At 71.3% G+C, this 23270-nt stretch carries 23 protein-coding genes; 8 read left to right on the top strand and 15 right to left on the bottom strand.

Going from position 1 to position 23270, the window contains the following annotated elements:
• Nucleotides 1–430: 430 nt before the first annotated feature.
• Complete coding sequence (locus tag FRAAL_RS06035) at nucleotides 431–1243, bottom strand: hypothetical protein (protein WP_011602580.1); 813 nt, start codon at nucleotides 1241–1243, stop codon at nucleotides 431–433.
• Between the two features lie 590 nt (nucleotides 1244–1833).
• On the opposite strand from FRAAL_RS06035, the gene FRAAL_RS06040 reads away from it, so the two are divergent.
• Both FRAAL_RS06040 and FRAAL_RS06045 read left to right on the top strand, forming a co-directional pair.
• Nucleotides 1834–2121 (top strand): DUF1330 domain-containing protein, encoded by a 288-nt coding sequence (locus tag FRAAL_RS06040; RefSeq protein WP_011602581.1) that lies wholly within the window; start codon nucleotides 1834–1836, stop codon nucleotides 2119–2121.
• A 113-nt stretch (nucleotides 2122–2234) separates the two neighbouring features.
• Nucleotides 2235–2708, top strand: coding sequence for a nuclear transport factor 2 family protein (locus FRAAL_RS06045; RefSeq protein WP_231861530.1), 474 nt, complete (start codon nucleotides 2235–2237; stop codon nucleotides 2706–2708).
• 266 nt (nucleotides 2709–2974) lie between these two features.
• Here the strand turns inward: FRAAL_RS06045 and FRAAL_RS06050 are convergent, their stop codons facing one another.
• The 3 genes from FRAAL_RS06050 to FRAAL_RS06060 all read right to left on the bottom strand — a co-directional run bounded on the left by FRAAL_RS06050 (nucleotide 2975) and on the right by FRAAL_RS06060 (nucleotide 6132).
• Nucleotides 2975–3796: a mycofactocin-coupled SDR family oxidoreductase gene (locus tag FRAAL_RS06050; protein ID WP_011602583.1), complete on the bottom strand. Its 822-nt coding sequence runs from the start codon at nucleotides 3794–3796 to the stop codon at nucleotides 2975–2977.
• Between the two features lie 62 nt (nucleotides 3797–3858).
• On the bottom strand, nucleotides 3859–5316 hold the full coding sequence (locus tag FRAAL_RS06055; protein ID WP_011602584.1) for an aldehyde dehydrogenase family protein: 1458 nt from the start codon (nucleotides 5314–5316) through the stop codon (nucleotides 3859–3861).
• Between the two features lie 114 nt (nucleotides 5317–5430).
• Entirely contained in the window at nucleotides 5431–6132 is a 702-nt protein-coding gene (locus tag FRAAL_RS06060; RefSeq protein WP_011602585.1) for a response regulator, read from the bottom strand.
• Nucleotides 6133–6483: 351 nt separating this feature from the next.
• Here FRAAL_RS06060 and dctA point away from each other — a divergent pair, with 351 nt between their 5' ends.
• On the top strand, nucleotides 6484–8001 hold the full coding sequence (dctA, locus tag FRAAL_RS06065; protein WP_050997022.1) for a C4-dicarboxylate transporter DctA: 1518 nt from the start codon (nucleotides 6484–6486) through the stop codon (nucleotides 7999–8001).
• A gap of 16 nt (nucleotides 8002–8017) precedes the next feature.
• Here dctA and FRAAL_RS06070 read toward each other — a convergent pair whose 3' ends face one another.
• Nucleotides 8018–8896 carry an SAM-dependent methyltransferase gene (locus FRAAL_RS06070; RefSeq protein WP_041940220.1) on the bottom strand — a complete coding sequence of 293 codons (879 nt, stop codon included), beginning with the start codon at nucleotides 8894–8896 and terminating at the stop codon, nucleotides 8018–8020.
• Nucleotides 8897–8999: 103 nt separating this feature from the next.
• A complete protein-coding gene (locus FRAAL_RS06075) occupies nucleotides 9000–10037 on the bottom strand; it encodes a DMT family transporter (protein WP_083866717.1) in 1038 nt (345 codons plus the stop codon).
• 74 nt (nucleotides 10038–10111) lie between these two features.
• Here FRAAL_RS06075 and FRAAL_RS06080 point away from each other — a divergent pair, with 74 nt between their 5' ends.
• Together FRAAL_RS06080 and FRAAL_RS06085 are read left to right on the top strand one after the other, a co-directional pair.
• Complete coding sequence (locus tag FRAAL_RS06080; RefSeq protein ID WP_011602589.1) at nucleotides 10112–11017, top strand: LysR family transcriptional regulator; 906 nt, start codon at nucleotides 10112–10114, stop codon at nucleotides 11015–11017.
• Nucleotides 11018–11380: 363 nt separating this feature from the next.
• Nucleotides 11381–11641, top strand: a complete 261-nt coding sequence (locus tag FRAAL_RS06085; RefSeq protein WP_011602591.1) for a hypothetical protein — start codon at nucleotides 11381–11383, stop codon at nucleotides 11639–11641.
• Nucleotides 11642–11778: 137 nt separating this feature from the next.
• On the opposite strand, the gene FRAAL_RS06090 is transcribed toward FRAAL_RS06085, so the two are convergent.
• The gene (locus FRAAL_RS06090) at nucleotides 11779–12579 is read right to left on the bottom strand and encodes a DUF429 domain-containing protein (protein WP_011602593.1); all 801 of its coding nucleotides are present in this window, start codon (nucleotides 12577–12579) and stop codon (nucleotides 11779–11781) included.
• 12 nt (nucleotides 12580–12591) lie between these two features.
• Entirely contained in the window at nucleotides 12592–13254 is a 663-nt protein-coding gene (locus FRAAL_RS06095) for a hypothetical protein (protein ID WP_041938904.1), read from the bottom strand.
• 89 nt (nucleotides 13255–13343) lie between these two features.
• On the opposite strand from FRAAL_RS06095, the gene FRAAL_RS06100 reads away from it, so the two are divergent.
• A complete protein-coding gene (locus FRAAL_RS06100) occupies nucleotides 13344–14186 on the top strand; it encodes an NUDIX hydrolase (protein WP_011602595.1) in 843 nt (280 codons plus the stop codon).
• A 35-nt stretch (nucleotides 14187–14221) separates the two neighbouring features.
• Here FRAAL_RS06100 and FRAAL_RS06105 read toward each other — a convergent pair whose 3' ends face one another.
• The 5 genes from FRAAL_RS06105 to efeU all read right to left on the bottom strand — a co-directional run bounded on the left by FRAAL_RS06105 (nucleotide 14222) and on the right by efeU (nucleotide 18788).
• Nucleotides 14222–14704, bottom strand: a complete 483-nt coding sequence (locus tag FRAAL_RS06105; RefSeq protein ID WP_041938905.1) for an HIT family protein — start codon at nucleotides 14702–14704, stop codon at nucleotides 14222–14224.
• Nucleotides 14705–14941: 237 nt separating this feature from the next.
• On the bottom strand, nucleotides 14942–15097 hold the full coding sequence (locus tag FRAAL_RS33475) for a hypothetical protein (protein WP_157734384.1): 156 nt from the start codon (nucleotides 15095–15097) through the stop codon (nucleotides 14942–14944).
• 87 nt (nucleotides 15098–15184) lie between these two features.
• On the bottom strand, nucleotides 15185–16441 hold the full coding sequence (efeB, locus tag FRAAL_RS06110) for an iron uptake transporter deferrochelatase/peroxidase subunit (protein WP_041938906.1): 1257 nt from the start codon (nucleotides 16439–16441) through the stop codon (nucleotides 15185–15187).
• 161 nt (nucleotides 16442–16602) lie between these two features.
• Nucleotides 16603–17760 carry an iron uptake system protein EfeO gene (efeO, locus tag FRAAL_RS06115; protein ID WP_041938907.1) on the bottom strand — a complete coding sequence of 386 codons (1158 nt, stop codon included), beginning with the start codon at nucleotides 17758–17760 and terminating at the stop codon, nucleotides 16603–16605.
• A gap of 119 nt (nucleotides 17761–17879) precedes the next feature.
• A complete protein-coding gene (gene efeU / locus FRAAL_RS06120) occupies nucleotides 17880–18788 on the bottom strand; it encodes an iron uptake transporter permease EfeU (protein ID WP_011602600.1) in 909 nt (302 codons plus the stop codon).
• 1114 nt (nucleotides 18789–19902) lie between these two features.
• Between efeU and FRAAL_RS06125 the strand changes: the two genes are divergently transcribed.
• Nucleotides 19903–20640, top strand: a complete 738-nt coding sequence (locus FRAAL_RS06125) for an NUDIX domain-containing protein (protein ID WP_231861532.1) — start codon at nucleotides 19903–19905, stop codon at nucleotides 20638–20640.
• Nucleotides 20641–20759: 119 nt separating this feature from the next.
• Here FRAAL_RS06125 and mtnC read toward each other — a convergent pair whose 3' ends face one another.
• On the bottom strand, nucleotides 20760–21470 hold the full coding sequence (mtnC, locus tag FRAAL_RS06130; protein ID WP_011602604.1) for an acireductone synthase: 711 nt from the start codon (nucleotides 21468–21470) through the stop codon (nucleotides 20760–20762).
• Nucleotides 21467–22087 carry a 1,2-dihydroxy-3-keto-5-methylthiopentene dioxygenase gene (locus FRAAL_RS06135; protein ID WP_041938908.1) on the bottom strand — a complete coding sequence of 207 codons (621 nt, stop codon included), beginning with the start codon at nucleotides 22085–22087 and terminating at the stop codon, nucleotides 21467–21469. Before FRAAL_RS06135 ends, mtnC begins: the two co-directional genes overlap by 4 nt.
• Before the next feature lie 124 nt (nucleotides 22088–22211).
• On the opposite strand from FRAAL_RS06135, the gene mtnA reads away from it, so the two are divergent.
• Nucleotides 22212–23216, top strand: a complete 1005-nt coding sequence (gene mtnA, locus FRAAL_RS06140) for an S-methyl-5-thioribose-1-phosphate isomerase (RefSeq protein ID WP_041938909.1) — start codon at nucleotides 22212–22214, stop codon at nucleotides 23214–23216.
• Nucleotides 23217–23270 lie beyond the last annotated feature (54 nt).

The raw sequence follows: 23270 nt of genomic DNA on the forward strand, positions 1-23270 counted from the left end.
AATTTCTTCGGTCCGAGCGCCACTTGGCCTAATGACGGTCTAGGCCACCAGACCGCCGCCGAGCCTCGTCGTCTCACGGTTGGTCGCCGGGAGGGTGCTGGCCGTCGAATATACAGGCCTCGTGCGGGCCGCGACCGAAACCGGCCTTCACCGCACCAGCGTCCCGACTGCGGGGCCAAGGACGTCACGATCGCGATCCGGGCCTCACCAGCGTGACTGGACGGATCCCCGCGGAGTACGACGCGGCGAGTTCCTCACCGGCGTAGGCGGTGTCCGCAACAGTAGCGGTCACCGTCGGGACACGGCGGCCCGCCAACTACCCACCCACCTCCACATCGGCCGTGGCGGGGGCGTACGCGAGAGAGCCGTTCGACGGTTCGTCCATCGGGATACGCATCCTCGTGGTCAGCCTGTGGCGGCGTCGCAGGTGTCAGGCTGCCCCGTTTGGGACTGGAGCTGACGCCGACCTGCCGAACGTGGCCTTGGTGTCGCTGCGTAGCTGCGCGACGAGGCTGCGTGCGGTGCCTGCGCCGATGTGAAGGCGTTTGCGGAGGTTCTCGGCGGAGATCGGGCGGTGATGGAACTGCCAGTGCAGAACGTCCTCGGCGCGTGCCCGGTGGAGCAGGTCCTGCTCCCGTGTGCCCGATCCGTCTCCCCGAGACGTCGCCTCGACCGCAGGCGCTCCCATCCCTACCGGGCCAGGAACCTGCGGCACTTCCGGTCGGTCAGCCGCGATCGGCTCGGTCGGGTCGTCCGCGGCCTGCCTGCCCAGTGCAGCCATGGACGCTGTGGTGGTCTGCATCGCCTGGAGCAGGCTGGGGCCGACCTCCGACCAGCCGATAAGCAGGAGCGGTCCGACGGCGTCGAACGCGGCTTTGCCGTAGTGGCCGGCGATGAGGGGTTCCGCGATGTTCAGGGCCAGCGTTACCGTGCTGGAGAAGATGAGCAGACGCCGCGCCGCCCGAACCACCTCCACCGGCCCTCCGTGCAGGACGAGGTGCCGTGTGCCGACCAGAAGCGCTACGACCGACAGATCAACTGCCGGTGCGGCGAGGATCGCGACGTACGTCGGCACCCCCAGGCGGATACCGAGCGTCGCCACGTTCCCGAACGCGAACAGGAACGTCAACCCGACCACGGTCCCCACGATCGCGGTCACCAGACGGACCGCGACGTCCGGACCCGCCAGACCTGCGGAACGTACGTTCGATTCGATCGATGTTGTTGCAAGGCGGGCGCTCACTCTGCATCGCCCCTGGTCAGGAGCCTCGCGGAGACCGGGCGGACGGTGATCTCGGGACCCTGAACCAAGATCGAACGGTTCTTATTGTGGTGCGTTAGGTCCACGAGCTGGCCCGCCGTGGTCGCTGACCTTTGGTCAGCTTCCCGGCGGGCCGCGATGTTTTCGGGGGGACGACCCACCGAACCCCCCGAGTGCCGAGCTTCGCTCGGCCGGGCATCGGGTTCGAGGAGCGATGGTGACGTCCACGGCCGGCCCGAGGCCGTCCGCCGCGGGCAGGCACAGTCGGGTTCAGCGGCACCTGGAAGTCAGTTGCGGCGCTGGTGTTCGTCGAGGCCGGTCATCTTCTGCCGGATGGAAGTTCCTCTCACGGGCCCGGCCGGGAAAATGTCGGTCTAGTACTACAGCGGTAGCGATCTTTATAGACCCGATCGCCGGGGCCGCCCCGAAGCTCGGCCAGCATCCCGGCGACGAGGGTGGCGACCGAGGTGCAGGACAGGTGAGTGCCGTCCGCCGCCGTCCTGATGATCACTGAGCATGATCGTCCTGGGGTTGAGGCCCGTCTGCGTGGCGTCCTCGGGCACGATGGCCTCATGACTGCCTACTGGATCAGTGTCTACAAGGAGATCGTCGATGAGAGCAAGGTGGCGGCGTACGCCGAGCTGGCCGGCCCGGCGCTGCGTGCGGCCGGCGGCACCTTCGTAGCCCGGGGTCTTCCGGAGCAGACCTACGAGGCCGGGGAGAAGACCCGCACCGTGCTCATCGAGTTCGATTCGGTCGAGGCCGCCCGGACCGCGCACGACAGCCCCGCCTACCAGAAGGCCCTGGCCGTCCTCGACGGCGGCGCCGTTCGTGACATGCGCATCGTGCCGGGCGTGTGACGAGTCGGGACGATCTGGTTCCGGGGGGCGGCGCACACGATCTCAGGAGACGCTGCACCCGGCGATGCGACGCTGATGATGGTCAGCGCTGCTCAGACGTTTCGACAGTGGAGGTGACCGTGGAAAGTGCCGAGGACCGTCTTCAACGGCTCGAGGACCGCGATGCGATCCATCAGTTGTTCGTCGATTATGGCCGGCATCTTGATCAGGGCAACTGGGAGCGGTTGGCGGCCCTGTTCGCCGAGGACGGTGAGGTCCTCCTGGGACCGATGGGGCGGGCCAAGGGCCCCGAGGCCATCCAGGAACTCATGGCCCGGACCCTCACGGCCGGGCTCGGCACCTCGTTCCACATCATTTCCAGCCCCGACGTGACCCTCGCCGGAGACACCGCGACGGCGGAGGTCATGTGGACGGTGGTGGAACGACGCCCCGATGGCGGCCTGGGGATATCCCTGCTCGGGCGGCACCTGGACCGACTGTCCCGGACGCCCGAGGGCTGGCGCATCCAGCGTCGGAAGGGCGATCTCCACCTGGTCGCGAAGCCACCGGCAGCGGGGGCCGCCCAACCCTCGTCGAGCGGGCCGTGAGCGGGCCGAAAGCCCGCCCGCGGTAAGACCAGGCTCCCGACGCTGAAGCGGCGCTCGGCGAAGAACCCGATATCGAGCATCGGGTGCGCGCAACGCCGTTCCCACCCCACGAAGGCGACAGGACCGGCGAGGCCGACGGCAAAGGCGGCCAGGATCGAGGGAGACGTCCAGCCGTCGTCGGGCGCCTGGATGAACCCATAGAGCAGTCCGGTCACGCCGACCACCGAAAGGAAAGGACCATCCCCGCCGACCGGTGGGTCCGGTGATCAGGGGCGGGCCATCGAGCCGGCGTCGACGGCGATGGTCGAACCGGTGATCATACGGGCCTCGTCGGAGACGAGGAAGGCGACGACGTCGCTGACGTCGCGGGGTTCGATCAGCTCGACGGGAAGCGCGTTCTGCATCGCGGCCGCGAGGTGCGGCAGGCTGGCGATGCTCGCGAACAGCGCGGGGTTCTCCACCACCATCGCGGTGTTCACGCCGGTCGGGGCGACGGCGTTGACGCGGACGTTGTCCGGGCCCAGCAGGGCGGCGTAGGCCTTGACCAGGGCGACCACCGCGGTCTTGGCGGCGGTGTAGGCGTCGGCGCCGGCCGTGCCGTCGGTGAACGCCTTCAGCCCCGCGACCGAGCTCGTCACGATGATGGTGCCGGTCCGGCGTTCGCGCATGTGGGCGGCGGCGAGCTGAAGGGTGTGCCAGGCGCCGGTGAGCATCGTCCCGAGCGCGTCGTCCCACACCTGCTGCATGTCCGGGTGGTCGCTGCCGGAGATGATCACGCCGGCGTTGGCGATCGCGATGTCGACGTGCCCGAGCTGGGCGACCCCGGCGTCGAAGGCGATCTGCTGGTCGGCCCGGGAACGCACGTCACCCTTACGCAGCACCGCCGTCCGGCCGAGCTGTTCGATGAGCCGGCCGGTCTCGGCGAGATCCTCCTCCGTCGCCATCGGGTAGGGCACCGTGTCGAGCTGGGCGCACAGATCGAGACCGACGATGTCGGCCCCCTGTTCGGCCAGCCGTAACGCGTGCGAGCGGCCCTGGCCCCGCGCGACCCCGGTGATGTAGGCGACCCTGCCGTCGAACTTACCCACGTCGCTACCTGCGCCTTCTCATCACGAGTGAACTGGACGTCGGCCCCGGCACGCGGCTCGCATCAGGCCGGCGGGTACCCGATCGTCTTGATCTCCAGGAAGGACTCGAAGCCGGGGATGCCGTTCTCCCGGCCGAGACCGCTCTGCTTGTAGCCGCCGAACGGCGAGTCCGGGGCGAGCCAGTGGGCGTTGTTGATCGCGACCGTCCCGGTCCGCAGCCGGCGGGCCACGGCCATGGCCCGCTCGACGCTGCCGCTGGAGACCACGCCCGACAGGCCGTAGATACTGTTGTTGGCGATCGCGACCGCGTCGTCGTCATCGTCGAACGGGAGCACCGTCACCACCGGGCCGAAGATTTCCTCCTGGGCGATGCGGGCATCGGGATCGACGTCGACGAACAGCGTCGGCTCGACGTAGAACCCGCGGTCGTGCCGCGGCGAGCGGTCGCCGCCGCAGACGAGCTTCGCCTCGGACCGGCCGACGTTGATGTAGTCGAGCACCCGGGCCCGCTGCCGATCGCTGATGAGCGGCCCCATCATGTTCGCCGGGTCCATCGGGTCGCCGTACGGGAAGGCGCGCACGGCGGCCTCGGCCGCGTCGACCGCCTCGGTGTAGCGGGAGCGCGGGACGAGGATGCGGGTGGCCAGCGCGCAGCCCTGCCCGGCGTGGAAGCAGATGTGCGAGGCGGCGAGGCCGACGACCGCGCCGAGGTCGGCGTCGTCGAGCACGATGGAGGCCGACTTCCCGCCGAGTTCGAGGAAGGTCCGCTTCACCGTCCCGGCCGCCGAGGCCATCACCGCCCGGCCCGTCGAGGTCGAGCCGGTGAACGTGATGAGGTCGACGTCGCGGTGCGCGGTGAGCTGGGCGCCGATCCCGTGGTCGGCGGAGGTGACGACGTTGAACACGCCCGGGGGCAGGTCGGTGTCCTCCAGCGCGATCCGGCCGAGCAGCGCGGCGGTCCACGGGGTGTCCGGGGCCGGCTTGAGCACCACCGTGTTCCCCGCGGCGAGCGCGCCGGTGACCTTGACCAGGTTCAGCATCAGCGGGAAGTTCCACGGGGTGATGGCACCGACGACGCCGACCGGCTCGCGGCGCACGATCCGGCTCGCCGGGCCCATGAGGGTCGTCGTGTCGGGCAGGGCCTGCTCGTACTCGTAGGACTCCGCGAGGTCGGCGACGTAGGCGATGTCGGCGATCACCGGCTCGACCTGCATGAGCCGGCTCAGCGAGAGCGTGCAGCCGGTCTCGGCGATGAGGACCTCCCGGACCTGTTCGATCCGGGCCTGCAGCGCGGTCTGGAGTTGACGCAGGCAGTGCGCCCGAAACGCCGGGTCGGCGCTCCACGCGCCCTCGTCGAACCGGTGCCGGGCCGCCGCGACCGCCGCGTCGAGGTCGACCGGTCCCGCGTCGGCGGCGACGCCGAGGAGCTCCTCCGTGGCGGGGTTGGCGTTGTCGAACGTCCGCCCGGAGCGGGCGGCGACGAGCTCCCCGTTGATGATCAGTTCTGACTGGTCGATCATCGACCCTCCTGTCGCCGGGAGCGGCGGTGATCCCGCGCTGCCGTGACATTGGTAACAATCTCGCAGATTATTGTCAACCGCGGGGTCGGTGAAATTGGAGTCGAGGATGGTCCCCTACGCTCCCTGCCAGCGGTACAGGTTCCCGGGGCGGCCGCACCGGCCGTAGCGATGGGAACGGATGGCCAGCCGGTGGACGGCCAGGTGCTCCAGGTAGCGGCGGGCCGTGGCGCGGGACACCCCGATCGCGGCGGCGATGTCCTCGGCGGAGGCCGGCCGCCCGGCCCTGGCCCGTAACTGGGCCACGACGGAGTCGAGGGTCGTCGCGGACACGCCCTTGGGCTGGTCCGCGATCGGGGCGACCGCGGGCCGGAGCGCGGCCAGAGCGCGATCGACCTCCCCCTGGCTGAGGTGGTGCGGGGTAGCGGTCGCCAGCTGGCGGTGCGCCGCCGCGAACCGGTGGAGACGGTCGCGCAGCGTCGCGGCGCTGAGCGGTTTCACCAGGTACTGGGCGACCCCGTACGACAGCGCGGCCCGGACCGTCGCCAGGTCGCTGGCCGAGGTCACGGCGATGATGTCGAGCGCGGCGCCCCGGGACCGCAGCGTGCGGCAGACCTCCACGCCCGTCGTGTCGGGCAGGAGGAGATCGAGCAGGACGAGCTGCGGATGACCACGGGAGACGAACTCCAGCGCCTCGGCGCCGCTGTGGACGATGCCGACGACGGTGAATCCCGGAATCTGGTCGACAATGCCGCCCTCCTGCTCGGCCAGTCGCGCGTCACCGTCGACGATCAGGGTGCGGATCGGCTCGTCAGGCATGCGTCGCGGCTCCGGACGGTCTGGTAGGAGAAACAGTAGGAGGCGTATCGGGTTGATGGTCTGTCTGATTTTCCCGTCTCGGGTGGTGCGTATTTTCACAGCGTACGTCCAGGAATGCATCCGCCACCTGTCGGAAATGCACCCCGGTTCGCCCGACGTTCGTGCAGAAACGGCGGTCGGTGCCCCGGCGTCGCGGCCGTGTCGGCACCGTCCGCCTGCAGATCACCGGCACTATGGTGCCGTGTCTGGAGAATATGAGCAGAACCGTGACACGGGGGCCGGTGCTGAGCAGTGTGGTCGCGAACAGCGACACCACCGGGAAAGGTTTTCCCGCCCGGCGAGGAGGCATCCATGACCGCGCCCGCTCCACCGGCCCCGCGGACCCGCCGTCCGTGGTACCGCCAGTTGTACGTGTGGGTCCTCGCCGGTATCGCCGCGGGCATTGTCGTGGGTCAGCTCGCCCCGGATTTCGCGGTCCGCCTCCAGCCGCTGGGCACGACCTTCGTCGACGCCATCAAAATGGTCATCGCGCCCATCGTGTTCTGCACCGTCGTCGGTGGCATCGCGCAGGTCGACAACCTGCGCAAGGTGGGCCGCGTCGGCCTGAAGTCCATCGTCTACTTCGAGGCCGTCACCAGCATCGCGCTCCTGCTCGGCCTGGTCGTGATGAACGTGTTCCGGCCCGGGGACGGAGTGCATGCCAACCCCGGCGGCCTCGTCGTCAACGACACCGTCGGCGGCTACATCAAGCAGGGTAGAAGCGAGGGCTGGGGCCACTACCTGTCCGACATCGTGCCGAACAGCGTGATCGGCGCCTTCGCCGACGGTGACATCCTGCAGGTGCTGTTCTTCGCGGTGCTGTTCGGGATCGCCCTGAACCTCATCGGGCCCGCCGGCGCCGGGCTCGCCGCCGGGGTGGAGCGGGTCGGCACCGCCATGTTCCAGGTGATGCGGATCGTCATGTACGCGGCCCCCGTCGGCGCGTTCGGGGCCATGGCCTTCACCATCGGCAAGTACGGCGTCGACACCCTGACCAGCCTCGGCAAGCTCATCGGCATCTTCTATGGCACCTCGGTGTTCTTCGTCCTCGTCGTTCTGGGCGCGATCGCCGCCGCCATCGGCGTCAACATCCTGCGGCTGCTGCGCTATATCCGCGAGGAACTGCTCATCGTCCTGGGCACCTCCTCCTCGGAACCGGTGCTGCCCCAGCTCATGCGCAAGCTCGAGGCGCTCGGCGCCCCCCGCCAGGTCGTCGGGCTGACCGTGCCGACCGGGTACTCGTTCAATCTGGACGGAACCTGTATCTACCTGACCCTCTCCGCCCTTTACCTCGCCCAGGCCGTCGACGCCGACCTGTCGATCGGCCAGCAGCTTGCCATCGTCGGTGTGCTCCTGCTGACCTCGAAGGGCGCCGCGGGCGTCACCGGCTCCGGATTCATCGTCCTCGCCGCCACCCTCTCCACCGTCGACACCATTCCGGTGGCCGCCATCATGCTCATCTTCGGCATCGACAAGTTCATGTCCGAATGCCGGGCACTGACGAACGTCTGCGGGAACACCCTCGCCACCCTCGTCGTGGCCCGCTGGGAAGGCGTCCTCGACACCGAACGCCTGCGCCAGGTCCTCGTCCACGGCTCCACCGAACCGCCAGTCCTCGTCGAGGCAGCGCGGGACGCGGCACCTCGAGACGCGGCACCGCGAGACGTCGCCGACCGCCAGGAGGCGGGCCGCCCCGCCATCGAGGCGAACAGCCCGGAGGACCCGGACGACCCGAACGTCCCGGCCGCCGCGGGCGGCCCACACGACGCGGAACTGACGGGTGCGGTTGCCGTCCCCGCACCCCTGACCAGGCAGGGACCCAAACGTTGAGGGAGGCCCGGAGCCGCTACCGTTTGACGGCGACACCGCCGTAGCCGGCGACCTGGACGTCGGGCAGGTCCGTCGCGGTGCCGTCGGGACGCCAGCGGTGCACGATCTGCACGCCGGGGTCGATCAGGTCCAGGCCGGCGAACAGCCCCTCGACCTCCGCGCGGCTGCGCAGCTGCAGCGGGATGCCCTGCCGGTGGTAGGTGTCCATGAGCCTCGACGCGGCAGGAGGATCGAAGTCGGCGGACAGATGGGTGAGGACGAGGTGGCTGCCGGGCGCCAGGGCGTCGAGGAGCCGGCGCAGGATGCCGTGCGGATCGTCGGCGTCCGGAATGAACGGGAAGATCGAGATCAGGGACAGGGCGACCGGGCGGGACAGGTCGAGCGTGCTGCGCAGCTCCGGGGCGTCGAGGATGTGGCCGGTGTCGTGCAGGTCGGCGTCGATGTAGGCGGTCCGCCCCGCCGGGGTGCCGGTGAGCAGGGCCCGGGCGTGGGTCAGGACGATCGGATCGTTGTCGGCGTAGACGACCCGCGCGTCCGGCGCGATGCTCTGCGCGGCCTCGTGCAGGTTCGGGCTGGTGGGAATGCCCGTTCCGATGTCGAGGAACTGGCGGATCCCGACCTCACCGGCCAGGTACCGGGTTGCCCGGATCATGAACTCCCGGTTCTGGCGGGCGGCGATGCGCGCGTTCGGGAACACCGACAGGGCCTGCTCGGCGGCCTCCCGGTCAGCGGGGAAATTGTCCTTCCCGCCGAGGTAGTAGTCGTACATCCGGGCTGAGTGCGGTTGGTCGGTCTTCAGCGCCACCGGGATGCGTTCGTCCGCGAGGGACTTCCACCACTGTCGGTCCTCCGTGGCCCGGTCAGCTGTAGCCTGGTCCGCCGCGGCCCTGTCGATGGTGGCCCCGCCCTTCGGCTGCCCGCCCACCGGGTCGGGTAGATCCGCGCTCGACACCACAACCAGCCCCCTCACCTTTTGTGACGATCCCGCCTGATTGACCCTAATAGGTGGCTGTGCGCTGCGTGTCGGTTTGGTGTGATTGCGTGACCGTCCTCGTCGCGGCGACCCCGAGCTGGGACAGCGCGGCGCCGACGAGGATCACCACCGTGCCGGCCGGCTCGTTCCACGACAGGCTCTCGCCGAGGATCAGGACGCCGGCGAGCGTCGACACGACGGGCACGACGTAGGTGACCGTCGCCGCGACCGTCGCGCCCGCGTCCCGGACGAGCCCGTACTGGATCAGGAACGCCCCGCCGGTGCCGAGGACGCCGAGAACCAGCACCGCGAGCAGGGGCCGGAGCGGGAAGCTGGCGGGCGGATTCGAGAAGGCGGCGGTGACGATCGCGAGTTCCACCGCCCCGGCGACGAGCTGACCGGTCGAGAGCGCCAGGCTCGAACACCCCGAACCGGTCAGAAAACGCCGCACGTACACCCAGCCGACGCCCATGCTCGCCGCCGCGGCCAGGGCCAGGAGCATGCCGGTGATGCTCTGCCCCGTCGCGCCGTCCCAGACGCCGAACACGACCAGGACGCCGAGAAAGCCGATCAGCAGGCCGGCGAGCTGGCGCCGGGCGGGCCGCTCACCCGGGAGGGCGACGAGTGTGCCGAGCGTCGTGAACAGCGGCGTGGTCGCGTTGCAGATCCCGGTGAGCGCTGAGGGGATCCGCTGCGCGGAGAAGGCGAACAGGGCGAACGAGGCCGCGTTGAGGAACATCGCCGCCACCGCGAGATGCGCCCACAGCCCGAGCCCGCGCGGCAGCCGGTCGCGCCTGAGCGCGACGACGCCGGCAAGGGCGACCGCCCCGAAGACGACCCGGCCGAACGCGACCTGCAGGGCGGGAAATCCCTGCGTGCCGACCTTGACCAGGAGAAAGCTGAGTCCCCAGATCGTCGCGAGCAGACCGAAACGCACCCGCCAGTCGACCCCGGGCAGGGCTCGGCCGGAGACGTTCGACGGCGAGGAATCATCCTCGGTCGAGCCACGACTCCCGGCGGCCGAGTTCGATTCCCGCGGGCTACGAAGGAATGAAGGTGGCATTGGGCCATCATTCGCGCTCTCCGGCGCCGAGAACAAGGTGAACCTGCTAATGAGCACCGCGTAGCATTGCTTACATGTTGAACCTGGAACGATTGCGGGTCCTGTGTCTGGTCGCCAGGTACGGATCGGTCGGCGCAGCCGCGGACAGGCTGCATGTCACCGCGTCGTCGGTCTCCCAGCAGATTGCGAAACTGGAGCGGGAGACAGGTGCTGAGCTGCTGTTCCGGCAGGGCCGGGGGGTCCGGCTCACGGATGCGGCGACCCTGCTGGTGGACCACGCCGAGCGCATTCTGTCGATGATGGGCGAGGCGGAGGCGCACCTGCATGCGCAGCTCGGAAAGGTGGTCGGCACGCTGACGGTCGGCGCGTTCCCGACCGCTGCCCGGGGATTGTTGCCGGCCGCGTTGCGCCTGTTGGGGGAGCGGCATCCCGATCTGGCCGTCCGGGTCGAGGAGATGGACTTCGCCAGTCCTCTCGTGCGGGTCGGCCGGGGTGAGCTGGACCTGGGGCTGGTCCAGGACTGGGAGAACGCGCCCCTGACCCTGCCGACCGGGGTCCACCGCGCCACGCTGATGGCAGACGTCGCGCAGGTCGCGCTGCCGGCCGACCATCCGCTTGCCGGACCCGGCCGGGACTGGGTCGCCATCGACGAGGTACTCGGCGAGCGCTGGATCAGCCGGACCATGGGATCCACCTGCCACGACTGGCTCGTGCACACGATGCGGGCCCATGGCGCCCAGCCCCGGATCGAGCACACCGTGATCGAGTACCCGACCCAGCTCGCGATGGTCGCCGCGGGCATGGGGCTCGCCATGGTCCCGCGGCTCGGCCAGGGTCCGCTGCCCGCCGGGGTCCGCGTGCTCCCGCTGCGCCCGGTCCTGGGCCGGAGCATCCACGCGGTCTGGCGCGCCGACAACGCCGGTCGGCCGGCCGTGCGGCACGCGGTCGCGGCGCTGCGGGCCGTGGCCCGGTCCGCGTGACGATTCCCGGCGAGACCGAGAGTCGAGGGGCCGTGCCCACGCACGGGTGGTTCTTTCTGAGTGGCGTCGTCGGCGGGGCAATACGGGCATAGCGGGTCGCGGCCGCCCGGCATCGTACTTTTGCTGCACTCGGGTGTTGTCACCAGGTTCCGGGATCGTTACGCTTCACCTGCGCCGGTTCACGATCCGCCCTTTCGGGTAGCCGGCGTAATCACGGGGGTTCACGTTTCTGTGCCGGCGCCTGGGTTGCCGGCCATTGTGGACTGTCTCGCGGTCGGGTCCGGCCGGCCGTTTCCGTCTCTTTCCCTGGCCGGATTCCTGCATGGCCGAGATACGGCTGTGCGGATTACGAAAGGTGGGAACATGTCCCTTTACCACACCGAAATCCAGTGGGGCGGTCCGGGTGCGGCCTGGAACAAGGACAGCGACCTGCAGATTGTCATCAGCAACCGCAACGGGGTCGTTCCGCCGTCGGGCCGGCCCGCCACGGGCACCCAGGTGTCCTGGTCCGGCCCGCACGGCAGCGGCAGCGTGACCTTCTTCGACGACGGCGCCTCGTTCCAGGGCGCGGCCCAGTTCCCGGGCGAAGGCCCGGTGGGCTACCGCGGCACGGCCGCGTCGTAGGAGATCGCGGGGCCGGTACGCCGTCAACGTCGCGTTGACGGCGTGCCGCCTATCATCGGGCGTGCTCAGCGGCCTCGGTGTCACCAAGGCCGCCGCGCAGGCGCACGTCACCGCCGCGCTGGTCGATTCTCCGGCGGTTACTCCACCGGCCGCCGGCCCGCCGGGCGCTCCCGAGGCGCCCAGACGCAGCCCTCGATGAGCTGCGGCGTGCCGGGGGCGAAGCGCGGCAGGTCGATCAGGCTCGGCAGGTCGGCCGCCATGGCCAGGGCACTGACCGCCGCGTCGAAGGCGTCCTCGCAGCCGGCCGCCCGCTCGAGCAGCACCGCATCCTGCTCCGGGAATCGGGCGTGCAGATGGTCGCGCCGGCTGCGGTGGCGGCTCTTGACCACGCCCGCGGGCGTGCACAGCCGCGGGTAGACCTCGACGACGCGGGGCCAGCCCGGTTCGTCGAACGGCCAGATGGTGAAGCCGGCCGCGGAGAGCTGGGCGAGGTGGCCCATGCCGCGCAGCGAACCCGTGCCGACCGCGCCGGCCCCGCCGATCTGGAAGGTGCTCTTCGGCCGTCGTTCGAGATCCTTCTCGGTCTGGCGGAACGGATCGCCGAGGCGCTGCGCCACGGTCCCCGGCCGGCCCCAGAACGGCGGCTCGCCGTCGGCGAGCAGCTGCTCGGCCTGCGCCCCGATCGCCGACCAGACCTCGCGGCCGCTGCGCCAGCCCTGCCGGGCGCAGAACCATGCGGGAAACGAGAAGGAGAAGTCCAGCCCGACGACGGTCCGCGGTTCCCGGCGGCCGCGGTCGACGAGGGCGGCCACGACGGCCTCCCGGTCGAGCCCGTTGTCCAGCTCGACGAGCCGCCCGGCGACCACCCGGGCCAGCCAGATCGACTCGGCCGCGCCCTTCGCCCGCCCCGACCAGTCCACCGCGATCACCTGCGTCACGAGCTGGAGACGCTATGCCTGCCCCGGGTCGGCGTCGACCGCCGGATCTGCCGGCCACAGCTCGATCGCCCGTTTCACGGCGCTGCGGATGAGCGCGCCGTCGACGGTCAGCGTGGACTCGGCCAGGTCCCGGGCCGCCAGCGAGGTCGTGAAGGTGACCGGACCCGCCGGCGGCAGCGGTCGCAGCCAGTAGCGCAGCCGGGTCCGGCCCGGGACGCTCGACGAGCCGCCGAAGCTGAGCGTCGCCGCGGGTGGGGGGCCGATCGCGGCCGGGCCGAACCCCGGGGGCAGCGCGACAGGCGTGTCCGGACCGGTCGCCTCGGTCCCGTCGGCGAACCGCACCCGCAGTGGCACCCGCACCGGGGCCCCGTGCAGCCAGCCCCGGTTGGGTGAGAGCTTGGCCGCGCCGGGATTCCCCCGCCGCAACACCACGTCGACGGATACCGCGACCCCGTCCGCGCAGGCGGCCAGCCCGGCGAGCACCACGGCGGTGTCGGCCGTCCGACCGATGACCGCCGTGACCGGAACGATGCCTGGAACCACGTTCTCCGGGGGGCCGTCCGACCAGGCCTCGGCGGCCCAGGCATGGAAGGCCGAGAACGGCTCGTCCGCAAAGGAGCTCACCCCCCGAGGATCGCCGATCATCGCGGTGGACACGCCGATATCGGCACGCATCGCCGGAAACCTTGACACCGCGTTCCCGATGCGCCGAGATTCCCGTGGGCCGGCCTCGCCGCGGCCGCACCGGGCGAGAGGATCAGCCCATGACCCAGGACGCCGCATCGCCGCACCCCGCGCCCGCGGGGCCCGTCCAGTCCGAGCCGACCGTCCAGTCCGAGCCGACCGTCCAGTCCGAGCCGACCGTCCAGTCCGAGCCGGCCGCGGAGCCCGAGCCGGCCGCGGAGCCCGAGCCGGCCGCGGAGCCCGAGCCGGCCGCGGAGCCTGAACCGCCCGTCCTCGCCGAGCCGTCGTGGCGGCAGGTGGGAGCGCGCAACCCCGAGTGGCTGCCGTGGGTGCGCGAGCTGCACTCCATCGCCCAGGCCGGGCTCGCCTACTCCCAGGACCCGTACGACCTGGAGCGATTCGAGCAGCTCCGACGGCTCAGCTACGAGATCGCGGCGCACTGCACCGTCGTCACCGTCGAGGCGGCGGAGGGCCTTTTCGGCGGCGAGGTGGGCTACCAGACGCCGAAGGTCGACGTGCGCGGGGTGCTGTTCGACGACGATCGGATCCTGCTCGTTCGCGAGAAGGAGGACGGCGGCTGGTCGCTGCCGGGCGGCTGGGCCGACGTGGGCCTCACTCCGGCCGAGGTCGTCGTCAAGGAGATCTTCGAGGAGGCCGGCCTGCGCGCCGAGCCGGAACGCCTGCTCGCGGTCCTCGACAAGCGCCGTCACGGCCACCCGCCGTACCCGAACGACACCTACAAGATCTTCATCCGGTGCCGGGTCGTCGGCGGGATCGCCGGGGGCGGGCTGGAGACCTCCGAGGTCGGCTGGTTTCCGCGCGACGCCCTGCCGCCGCTGTCCGAGAAGCGCAACACCGCCGGCCAGCTCGCCCTGATGTTCGGCTACCTGGACGATCCCACCGCCCCGGCCGTCGTCGACTGAACCGGTCGTCCAGGCCGCTCCGGCAGCCAGGGGCGTCAGCGCTCGTTGTCGAGTGCCGCGGCGAGCCTGGCGGCAAGGTCGTCCATCACCCCGGGCGGCACCCATTCGGCCTCCGGACGGCGCAGGAACGTGAAGACGTCCGGGCCCTGGGCCGCCGCGGGTAGATCCCCGGCCCGCGGTACGACGTGGACGTGCAGATGCTCGAACCCGGCGGCCTCCGAGAACGCGGCCACGTAGGTCTTCACGCAGCCGGTCACCTCGACCAGTGCCCGGCTCAGTCGCCAGGTCAGCACCCCGAGCTCGGCGGCCTCGGCCTCGGTGAGCTCCGCCGGGGAGGTGAGGTGCCGCCGGCTGACCAGGACCAGCCACCCCGGCAGCGCCGTCCGGATCGCGTGCGCCGCCCGCCACCCCGTCCCGACCACCACCCGCTCTCGCGGCGGCAGCCCGGCCAGCGCCGCATTACCCGCACACGAATAGCAGCCTTCCTCTCCCTCGGCCGGTGCCACACCGATGCCCATCGTCGTCCCGCCTTCCCGGTGAAGAATGCTCCACGCCTCGCCTGACGATGCGTCGCTGTCGGGCCGCAGAATGCGATCCAGGTGGCCGGGCTGACACGGACGAATCATCTGGAGGCCCTCGGTGGAACTGATCTCCGCCTGACGTGGCCTGCCCGGCACGCGGCTGCGCTCGCGTGTGAATGGCCAGTCCTCACGGTCGACGCAGATCGCTACCGGCGGGTTCCTGTCGACGTCCTGTCACTCTGACCGCCAGCGCCCGCCATGCAACGCCAGATGCTGGGCGGGACCGACGGCTGCCGCCGCGACGGCGCTGGCATGGTCCTGACGGTTCCGCGGAACCGCGCCGGCGCCGTCGGCGGCGAGCCCGACGTCACCGACGACCCCGACGCCCATGACCAGACGGTCCCACGGCGATGCCTCGACGGTCCGGGTCAGGTGGCGCCGACACGCCGCCTGATCACAACCACCTACGGGACCCCTCTAGGCGGTGAAAAGGCCGCTGGCCCAGAAGTCCTTGGGGTCGCGGACGCCGGGGGGGATCGCGAAGACGGCGCTGCTGGTGTGGACGATGTACTCGTTGAGCGCGTCCGACGCGGCGAGCCGGCGCTGGATCGGGAGGAAGCCGGTGCGGGGGTCGCGCTGGAACGCGATGAAGAACAGGCCCGCATCGAGCTGCCCGGTCTCCTGGTTGACGCCGTCGGTGTAGGAGTAGCCGCGGCGCAGGATCGTCGCGCCGCCGTTGGTCGACGCGGCCGCGAGCCGGATGTGGGCGTCCGCGGGGATGACCGGCTCGCCGTCGGCCCCCCTGGTGGTCAGCGGGACCGGGTCGAACTCCTCGGCCGCGCCCAGCGGCGCGCCGCTCGTCTTCGTCCGCCCGAAGACCTGCTCCTGGTCCAGCAGGAAGTCGCGGTCCCAGGACTCCAGCAGCATCCGGATGCGGCGGGTGACGACGTAGGTGCCGCCGCGCATCCACGCCTGGTCGCCGTCCGCGCCGACCCAGACGTGCTTGTCCAGCGACGCGGTGTCCTCGCGCTTGACGTTGTTCGTGCCATCCTTGAAGCCCATCAGGTTTCGGGGGGTGTCCTGGCTGCTGCTGGTCGTGCTGGTCCGGCCGAAGCCGAGCTGGAACCAGCGCAGGACGGCGGTGCCCTGGGCGAGGCGGCGCAGGTTGCGCACGGCGTGGAAGGCGACCTGCGGATCGTCGGCGCAGGCCTGGACGCACAGGTCGCCGCGGCTGCGCAGCGGGTCGAGGTTGTCGCCGGGCAGCGGCGGGATGTCGGCGAGCGCCGCGGGCCTGCGCCCGGCCAGGCCGAAGCGGCCGTCGAACAGGCTCGGCCCGAGGCCGAAGGTGATGGTCAGGTTGCCGGCGGTCAGCCCGATCGCCTCGCCGGTGTCCCGCGGCGGAGAGTGCGGCGCGGCGGCGTCGTCGGCGACGGCCTGCCCGGCGGCCATCCGGGCGGCGGCCGCGGTCCAGCCGACGAGCAGCTCGCGTAGCTGGTCCCGGCTCACCCCGGCGGAGACGTCAAAGGCGGCGAAGGCGAGTCGGTCCTGGGCGTCGGTGGTGATCCCGGCCTGTTGCGCACCGTGGAACGGCACGACCCCGCGGGGCGCCGCGGCGGTCGCGGGCGACGAGTCGTCCGAACACCCCGCGGCGGTGGCCGCCACCACGCCCGCCCCGGCGAGGCCCGCGGCGCCGAACAGCGCCCGCCGGCGCGACAACGCGACTCGCTCGGCCATGTAGACACCCCTTCTCCCGTGGGTCAGGGGGTTCTCCCACGGGTCGAGAGGGCGGGCGATCGCCCGCCCCCTCGACTCCTCTGACCTGGTCGTTCGCGGTGCACGGCCGCCCGTGCACCGCCCTGCCCTGGTGCGCCGCCCGGCTCCCGCCGGGGGCCGGACTAGCTGACGACGACGCCGGCGACCTGCGACAGCGGCTCGGCCAGGGCGTCGACCGCCTGGGACAGGCCGCGGCGCTGGTCCTGCGTCACCTTGTCGTAGCTGACGTAGCCGGTGCCCTCCTTGTACGGGGCCAGGGCCTTGTCCATCGCGGTGAAGCGGGTGCGCACCGTGCTGGCGAGCGTCGGGTCCAGCGACTTCAGCGCCGGCTCCAGCAGGGTGAAGGCCTTGTCCGCACCCTCGATGTTGCCCTGTATGTCGAGGAGGTCGAGCTTGCTGTACCGCTCCTCCTCGCCGGTGATCTTCGTCTTGCCGACCTCGTCGAGCAGCTCGGTGGCGCCGTTGGCGATCTGCGCCGGCTGGAAGGTCGCCTTGGCCACGAGCGTGTTCAGCTTGCCGACGTCGGTGTTGAGCTTGTCGGCGATCGGCGCGGTGCCCGCCAGCGAGCGGTCGGCGAAGATGGCCTTCTCCAGCCGGTGGAAGCCGGTCCAGCTCGCCTCGTCGGGTGCGTCGTCGACGCGGGCGTCGATCGCGGGGTCGAGGTCGCCGAACGACTCGGCGACCGGCTCGATCCGCTCGTAGTCCAGGCGGGGGGCGCCGTAGAGCTTCGCGGCCTGGTCGAGGTCGCCGGCCTTGACCGCGGTCACGAACGCGCCGGTGGTGGTGACCAGGTCCGCGACCTGCTGACGGACGTAGGTGGCGTAGCCGGTGGTCGCGGCGGTCAGCGCCGTGGTGACCTCGGCGCTGCGGGTTGCGGCGGCGGTCGCGCCGGTGGCCTGGGTGACGGTGAAGTCGACCTTTTCCGTGTCCGCGCCGGGGCAGTAGAGCTGGTACTTGCCGGCCTTCACATTCAGCGAGAACGTCCCGGACAGGCCCGGGGTGAGATTCTCCTTCTCGCCGAGAATGGTGTCGCCGTCGACCAGCTCGGCTTCGGTGACGGCATCCGCGCCCTTGTTGACCACCTTGAACATGGTCGGGCCCGACGGAATCGTCGAAACGTCCGGCGTGCACGCCTTCGACGTGATTGTGACGTTCACGATCTGTTTCGCTCCGGCGGCGCCCGAGCCGCCGGAGCCGCCCGAGTCGCTTCCCCCGCAGGCGACGGCGCCCGTCGCGATCACAACGGCGATGGCGCTATACGCGACAGGTGCGCGGCGCACGTGTGCCCCCAAAATCCTAGTTTCTGCTTTCGGCGAGATGGATACCTGGTGCGGCTGTCCGCGTGCGACTGTCCGCGCGCGGTCGTGCCTGACAGGTCTGCGTTGCGGGCCCGGGTTGGTTACTGGGTGATGGGTGCCGGGTCGGTGGCGGCGGCGCCCGCGGGGTCGCGTTGGGTGGTGTCGGTGGTGTTGGTGGTGCTGGTGGTCCGGGGGGCGCCGGGCGGACGACGGCGGGCCGGCCAGGCGACGTAGGCGGCCAGCGGGATCAGGTACACCAGCCAGGCGACGACCTCGGCGACCACGGGCCGGGGCTGCAACCCCAGCACCCCGGTCAGCACGCTCGCCAGCGGCGTACCCGGGCGGACCAGCCACGACAGGTCGAACGTCCGCTGCTGGCCAGCATTGAGCCAGCCCGCCTCGTGCGCCGTGTGCGCCGCCATCGCCAGCAGGCCGGCCGCGATCAGGACGAGGACGAAGCCCGTGACGCGGAAGAAGCGCGCCAGGTTGAGGTGGACGCCGCCGCGGTAGATGCCGAAGCCGACCACCGTGGCCACCAGCACGCCGAGCAGCGCGCCGCCGCCCGCGGTGCCCGGCGAGCTGCTCGCGTTGAACGCGGCGATGAGGAACACGGCCGTCTCGAATCCCTCGCGCAGCACGGCCAGGAAGGCCATGAGCACCAGCGCCCGGGTCGAGCCGGTCTCCAGTGCCGACGCCGTGGCCGACTCCAACGACCCCCGCAGGTCGCGGGAGTGACGGCGCATCCAGACCACCATGTAGGTCACCATGGCCACCGCGATGAGTCCGATGACCGTCTCGAGCCCCTCCTGCTTGCGCTGGGGCAGCTCGCGGTCCAGGACGTGCAGCGCGATGCCGATGCCCAGGCAGAGCAGGAGTGCGAGCGAGACGCCGAGCCACACCTGGCGCAGGGCGTCCCGGCGGTCGCGCTGCCGGAGGAAGGCCGCGACGATGCCGACGATCAGCGACGCCTCAAGGCCCTCCCGAAGGCCGATCACAAACGTGGGAAGCAAACCCTGCCTCCGTCTCTGGTCACCCGCGGCTTCCGGCTCTGCATGTGCGGCCCGTCACCTGCGGTTAGCCTAAGCTAAGTTAGGGCAACCTAATGGCGTTGGCAAGAGAACCGTGACGGAAGGTGCGGGCCGGGGCATCGCGGCCGCCGGCTCCGCTCGACATGCCCGCGACCTGCCCGCGACCTGCCCGAACGATGGTCATGCTCCGCCGCGGCGCCGCCGGTCCGCCGCCATCCGTCCGCTCCGTGCCGCGACGTGCAGCCATCCGCCCACCCTTCGCGTCGGGTAGTCACCGGTGGTGCGCAGATGAATCGCCGTGGTGGCATTCTGGAGTGTTTTCCGATCCCTCGGCTGCTCGGGCGGACGTGACCTGCGCGTATACCGGAGCAGTGAGGTGCTCCCGGGCAACCTTCATCAGCTCGACCGAAAAGTGAGGGAATGGCCGCCGATCGGCGGAGATGACAGGAATCACACCGCCGCCGCCGTCGGCGCCGAACGGCGGGGCAGGCTGTTACTCACGGTAGTTGGCCCCGAGGTGTGCGCGGTGTCTGCGGTGGTGGGGCGGTCGTGCCTGCATCGGCCTGCGACCGGGGGGGATGCGGACGGGCGGGCGAGGCGGTCCCGGGCACTCGGGTGGTCCAGTCGCATGTTCGTATCCGCAGATACGGTCGATATCGGCTTGGGTGGACGTATGTGCGCAGATTTGGAGGGATTCACTCCGCGTTCGCGGTTCTGTAATCAACAATTCCCGGCGGTGCGCGAGGATCCCGGCTGGACTGCTCCGTTCACCTCGGTCCGGTCGGAAGGAGGGATCCTTCCGTATCGTCGACACTGCCCGCCTTAGTTGGCAGAACAGCTCGTCCCGGATGCTCGGGGCGCCGCAGATGTCAACGAAATGAACGCGCGATCTCGTGGATTATGCTCGCCTGGAAGTTCATGCTTCCGGCGCGTGGTCTTCCTCGTGGTCGCCGCGAATCGCTGGCGAGGCCGGCCATTTCGTGGTCGGGTATCGGTGATGCGGCTGCGCAGGCGGTCCGCTTCGTGGCTGCCGGCCTGATCGTCAGTCCTGCGCCAGATGGGGACGGACATGAATGAAGATCGTGAGAGTTCCAGTATGACGGACGGAAGCGGATCTCATAACGGAGCGCATTTCACCGGACGCGAACAGCGCTCGCCGGAGGGGGCGGCGGACTACGTGGTGGACGGTGGAGTGCCCACCGTGACCCGATCGGCGGCCAGCGGCGAGATCCCGCCGATGGCGCAGCCCTATGTAGCCGCCGGCGCGCTGTTCTTCGACGACGACGGCCGGGTCATGCTCGTCGAGCCCTCCTACAAGCCCGGGTGGGACATTCCGGGCGGGTTTGTCGAACCAGGGGAATCTCCGTACTCCGCCTGCGTGCGCGAGGTGGAGGAGGAACTCGGCATCACTCCGCCGATCGGAGAGCTCCTCGCGGTCGACTGGGCCCCGCGTCCCAAGGACGGCTGGCTGGAGGGGGAGATGCTGCTGTTCGTCTTCGACGGCGGCCTGCTGCCCGCCGCCTGGCGCGAGCGCATCCGGCTCGACATGGATGAGCTCGTCAACTTCGCCTTCGTGGCGGTGGACGAGGTCGACCGGTTGCTCCCGCCGTTGCACGCCCGCCGGGTCGCCGCGGCCGCCCGGCTGCGGCGCACCCCGCACCGGGCCGGCTATCTGGAGCACGGCGAGCAGATTCCCGTCCAGTCCGTGGGGCGTGCGACGGTCGGGCGAGGCGCGGTGCGTCGTCCTCCCGGCCCCGCGCCCGGCCCCGATCTCGCCGACTGGCCAGCCGATCTCGGCGCGCTGTCCGCCAACGCCCAGGAGAGCCACGGCTGACCGCGTCGTGAGCTCAGCCTGGGCCTGCAGCCGCCTGGAGCAGTGGCCGGTGCCGAGCCGTGGCCGGTGCCGAGCCGGCGACGAGCCGGTGGCGAGTCGGAGTCGGGGTCGGCGGCACGTCAGGCTGCGTCGACGGCCATCTCGGCGAAGGACGCGACGCAGGGATGATTGCCGGCGAGGTGGTGGGGCTCGCCCGGGCGAAGGACGGCGACGGTGGCGAAACCGGCGGCCGACGCGGCGTCGAGTTCGGCGGACACGTCGGACAGGAACACCGCGCGCCGCGGTGTTACGGCGAGCTCGGTGGCGATCCGGCGGTAGGCGGCCGGATCGCGTTTGGGCCCGGCGCTGTCGATGTCGAAGTACCCGTCGAACAGACCGGTCAGATCGCCTGCCGGGGTCGCGGCGAACCAGGCTCGCTGGGCCAGGACCGAACCCGACGAGAACACCGCCAGCCGGACCCCCGCCGCGTGCCAGCGCCGCAACGCGGGGGCGACGTCGTCGAACAGCTCGCCGGTGAGCTCCCCGGCCGCGAAACCCGCCGCCCAGATCAGCCCCTGCAGCGCCTTCAGCGGCGCCACCTTGCGGTCGTCGTCGCTCCACCGGGTGAGCGCGGCGACAACCCGCTGCACCGGCGCATCGGCCTCACCGAGCAGTGACCGCGCCTCGGCGACGATCCGGCGCACCTCGGGATCGTCACCGTGGTCGCGAACCCATGGCCCCAGCCGCGCCCGGGCATACGGAAACAGGCTGCTCAGCACGGCGGCGGTGGGGCTGGTCGTCCCCTCGATGTCGAGCAGGGCGAGCTCGGCGCTCGGGCGTGGCGAGCTCACGAGGCCGCGGCCGGCGCTTCCGCCTGCGGCTGGGCGGCGCTCGAGGACCGCCGGGCGAGGGCGTCGAAATCCGGGATCCGGGTGGCGATGTCGCTGCCGGTGAACGCGCCGACCCAGCCGTCCTCGGCACGGAAGAAGCGGACGGCGGCGAAATCGGGTTCGACACCCATGTCGAACCAGTGGGTCGTGCCCTTCGGCACGCTGATCAGATCGCCGGCCTCGCAGCGCACCGCCTGCACTCGCTCGTCGACGTGCAGGTAGAACACGCCGCTGCCGGCCGCGAAGAACCGGATTTCGTCGTCGTCATGGGTGTGCTCGGCCAGGAAGCGCGCTCGGGCGGCGGCCGCCACCTCGCGCCAGTCCGCCGCCGCGCTCGGGTGCAGCGCCGCGACGTCGACGAGCACGAATCCCTCCGCGGCGCTCAGCGCGTCAATCCGTGAGCGGTAGGCGGCGAGAATGTCCTCGGCTTCGGCCCCGGCCGGCAGCCCGGGGGCCAGCGGCCAACGCTCGAAACGCACGGCTATTGCGGCCAGTACCGCCGCGATCCGCGCGGGATCGGTGGTTTCCTCGAGAAGGCGCGGCCGGGCATCGGCCGTCCACGTCGTGAGATAGGTCATCGCCCTTCGATGGTCCGTCGGTCCGGGATGCGGGTCAAGGCCGGAGTCCGGCGCCTGCCGCCGGTTGCGCGCATCCCGGTCGTTTCGCCGGGCGCAATCCACGGTCATCGGTTACGGTCCGATCATGGCGGAGACCGGCGACCCCGAGCCGCGGCCGCTCGTCTGGACGGGCACCTCGCTGCGCCTGCTCGACCAGACTGCGCTGCCCGCGGCGCTGGTCCACCTGGAGGTGGACGACCCGGACGAGCTGGTCGCCGCGATCCGCCGGCTGGCCGTGCGCGGAGCACCCGCGCTCGGCGTCGCCGGGGCGTTCGGCGTCGCGCTCGCGCTGCGCAGGGCCGAGCGCGACGGCTGGGAGCCCGGGCGGCTCGACGCGGCGCTGGGCCGCCTGCGGGGCGCCCGGCCGACCGCGCTGGCGCTGGCCGCCGGCGTCGACGCGGCTGCCGCGTGCATCCCCGACGGCCTGGCGGCGGTGCTGGCGGTGGCCGAGCGGCTGGCCGCCGAGGACGAGGCCGCCAACCGGGCGATCGGCCGCCACGGCGCCGACGGCGTGCTCGCCCGCACGACCCGGCGCCCCCTGCGCGTGCTGACCCACTGCAACACCGGCTCGCTGGCCACCGCCGGGTGGGGGACCGCGCTCGGCGTCATCCGCGAGCTGCACGCCCGCGGCGCGGTCGAGGTCGTCCACGTCGACGAGACGCGCCCGCTGCTGCAGGGCAGCCGGTTGACCGCCTGGGAGCTGGCCCGGGCCGGCATCGACTGTCGGATCCAGGCCGACGGCGCCGCCGCGGGCGCCATCCTGCGCGGCCTCGTCGACGTCGCGCTGGTCGGCGCGGACCGGATCGCCGCCAACGGGGACGTCGCGAACAAGGTCGGCACGGTCGGGATCGCGCTGGCCTGCGCCTACGCGGACATCCCGTTCGTCGTCGCCGCCTCGCGCTCGACGATCGACCCGGACACCCCGGCCGGGGCGGACATCCCGATCGAGGAGCGCGACGGCGCGGAGGTGCTCGCGCTGGCCGGCCACCCGATCGCGCCGCCGGGTGTGCGCGGCTTCAATCCCGCGTTCGATGTCACCCCCGCCCACCTGGTCACCCTCCTCGTCACCGAAGACGGCATCGTCACCTGACGACGGCATCGTCACCTGAAGTCGTCGTCACCTGAGGACGGCATCGTCCCTGAC

The organism is Frankia alni ACN14a (assembly GCF_000058485.1).
Taxonomy (GTDB): Bacteria; Actinomycetota; Actinomycetes; order Frankiales; family Frankiaceae; genus Frankia; species Frankia alni.

What these genes read in the sequence shown, in the direction of transcription:
- FRAAL_RS06040 (WP_011602581.1), top strand. Translation starts at nt 1,834, where the DNA reads ATGACTGCCTACTGGATCAGTGTCTACAAGGAGATCGTCGATGAGAGC.
- FRAAL_RS06055 (WP_011602584.1), bottom strand. Translation starts at nt 5,316, where the DNA reads ATGATCGACCAGTCAGAACTGATCATCAACGGGGAGCTCGTCGCCGCC.
- FRAAL_RS06060 (WP_011602585.1), bottom strand. Translation starts at nt 6,132, where the DNA reads ATGCCTGACGAGCCGATCCGCACCCTGATCGTCGACGGTGACGCGCGA.
- dctA (WP_050997022.1), top strand. Translation starts at nt 6,484, where the DNA reads ATGACCGCGCCCGCTCCACCGGCCCCGCGGACCCGCCGTCCGTGGTAC.
- FRAAL_RS06075 (WP_083866717.1), bottom strand. Translation starts at nt 10,037, where the DNA reads ATGCCACCTTCATTCCTTCGTAGCCCGCGGGAATCGAACTCGGCCGCC.
- FRAAL_RS06080 (WP_011602589.1), top strand. Translation starts at nt 10,112, where the DNA reads ATGTTGAACCTGGAACGATTGCGGGTCCTGTGTCTGGTCGCCAGGTAC.
- FRAAL_RS06085 (WP_011602591.1), top strand. Translation starts at nt 11,381, where the DNA reads ATGTCCCTTTACCACACCGAAATCCAGTGGGGCGGTCCGGGTGCGGCC.
- FRAAL_RS06095 (WP_041938904.1), bottom strand. Translation starts at nt 13,254, where the DNA reads ATGCGTGCCGATATCGGCGTGTCCACCGCGATGATCGGCGATCCTCGG.
- FRAAL_RS06100 (WP_011602595.1), top strand. Translation starts at nt 13,344, where the DNA reads ATGACCCAGGACGCCGCATCGCCGCACCCCGCGCCCGCGGGGCCCGTC.
- FRAAL_RS06105 (WP_041938905.1), bottom strand. Translation starts at nt 14,704, where the DNA reads ATGGGCATCGGTGTGGCACCGGCCGAGGGAGAGGAAGGCTGCTATTCG.
- FRAAL_RS33475 (WP_157734384.1), bottom strand. Translation starts at nt 15,097, where the DNA reads ATGGGCGTCGGGGTCGTCGGTGACGTCGGGCTCGCCGCCGACGGCGCC.
- efeB (WP_041938906.1), bottom strand. Translation starts at nt 16,441, where the DNA reads ATGGCCGAGCGAGTCGCGTTGTCGCGCCGGCGGGCGCTGTTCGGCGCC.
- FRAAL_RS06125 (WP_231861532.1), top strand. Translation starts at nt 19,903, where the DNA reads ATGACGGACGGAAGCGGATCTCATAACGGAGCGCATTTCACCGGACGC.
- FRAAL_RS06135 (WP_041938908.1), bottom strand. Translation starts at nt 22,087, where the DNA reads ATGACCTATCTCACGACGTGGACGGCCGATGCCCGGCCGCGCCTTCTC.
- mtnA (WP_041938909.1), top strand. Translation starts at nt 22,212, where the DNA reads ATGGCGGAGACCGGCGACCCCGAGCCGCGGCCGCTCGTCTGGACGGGC.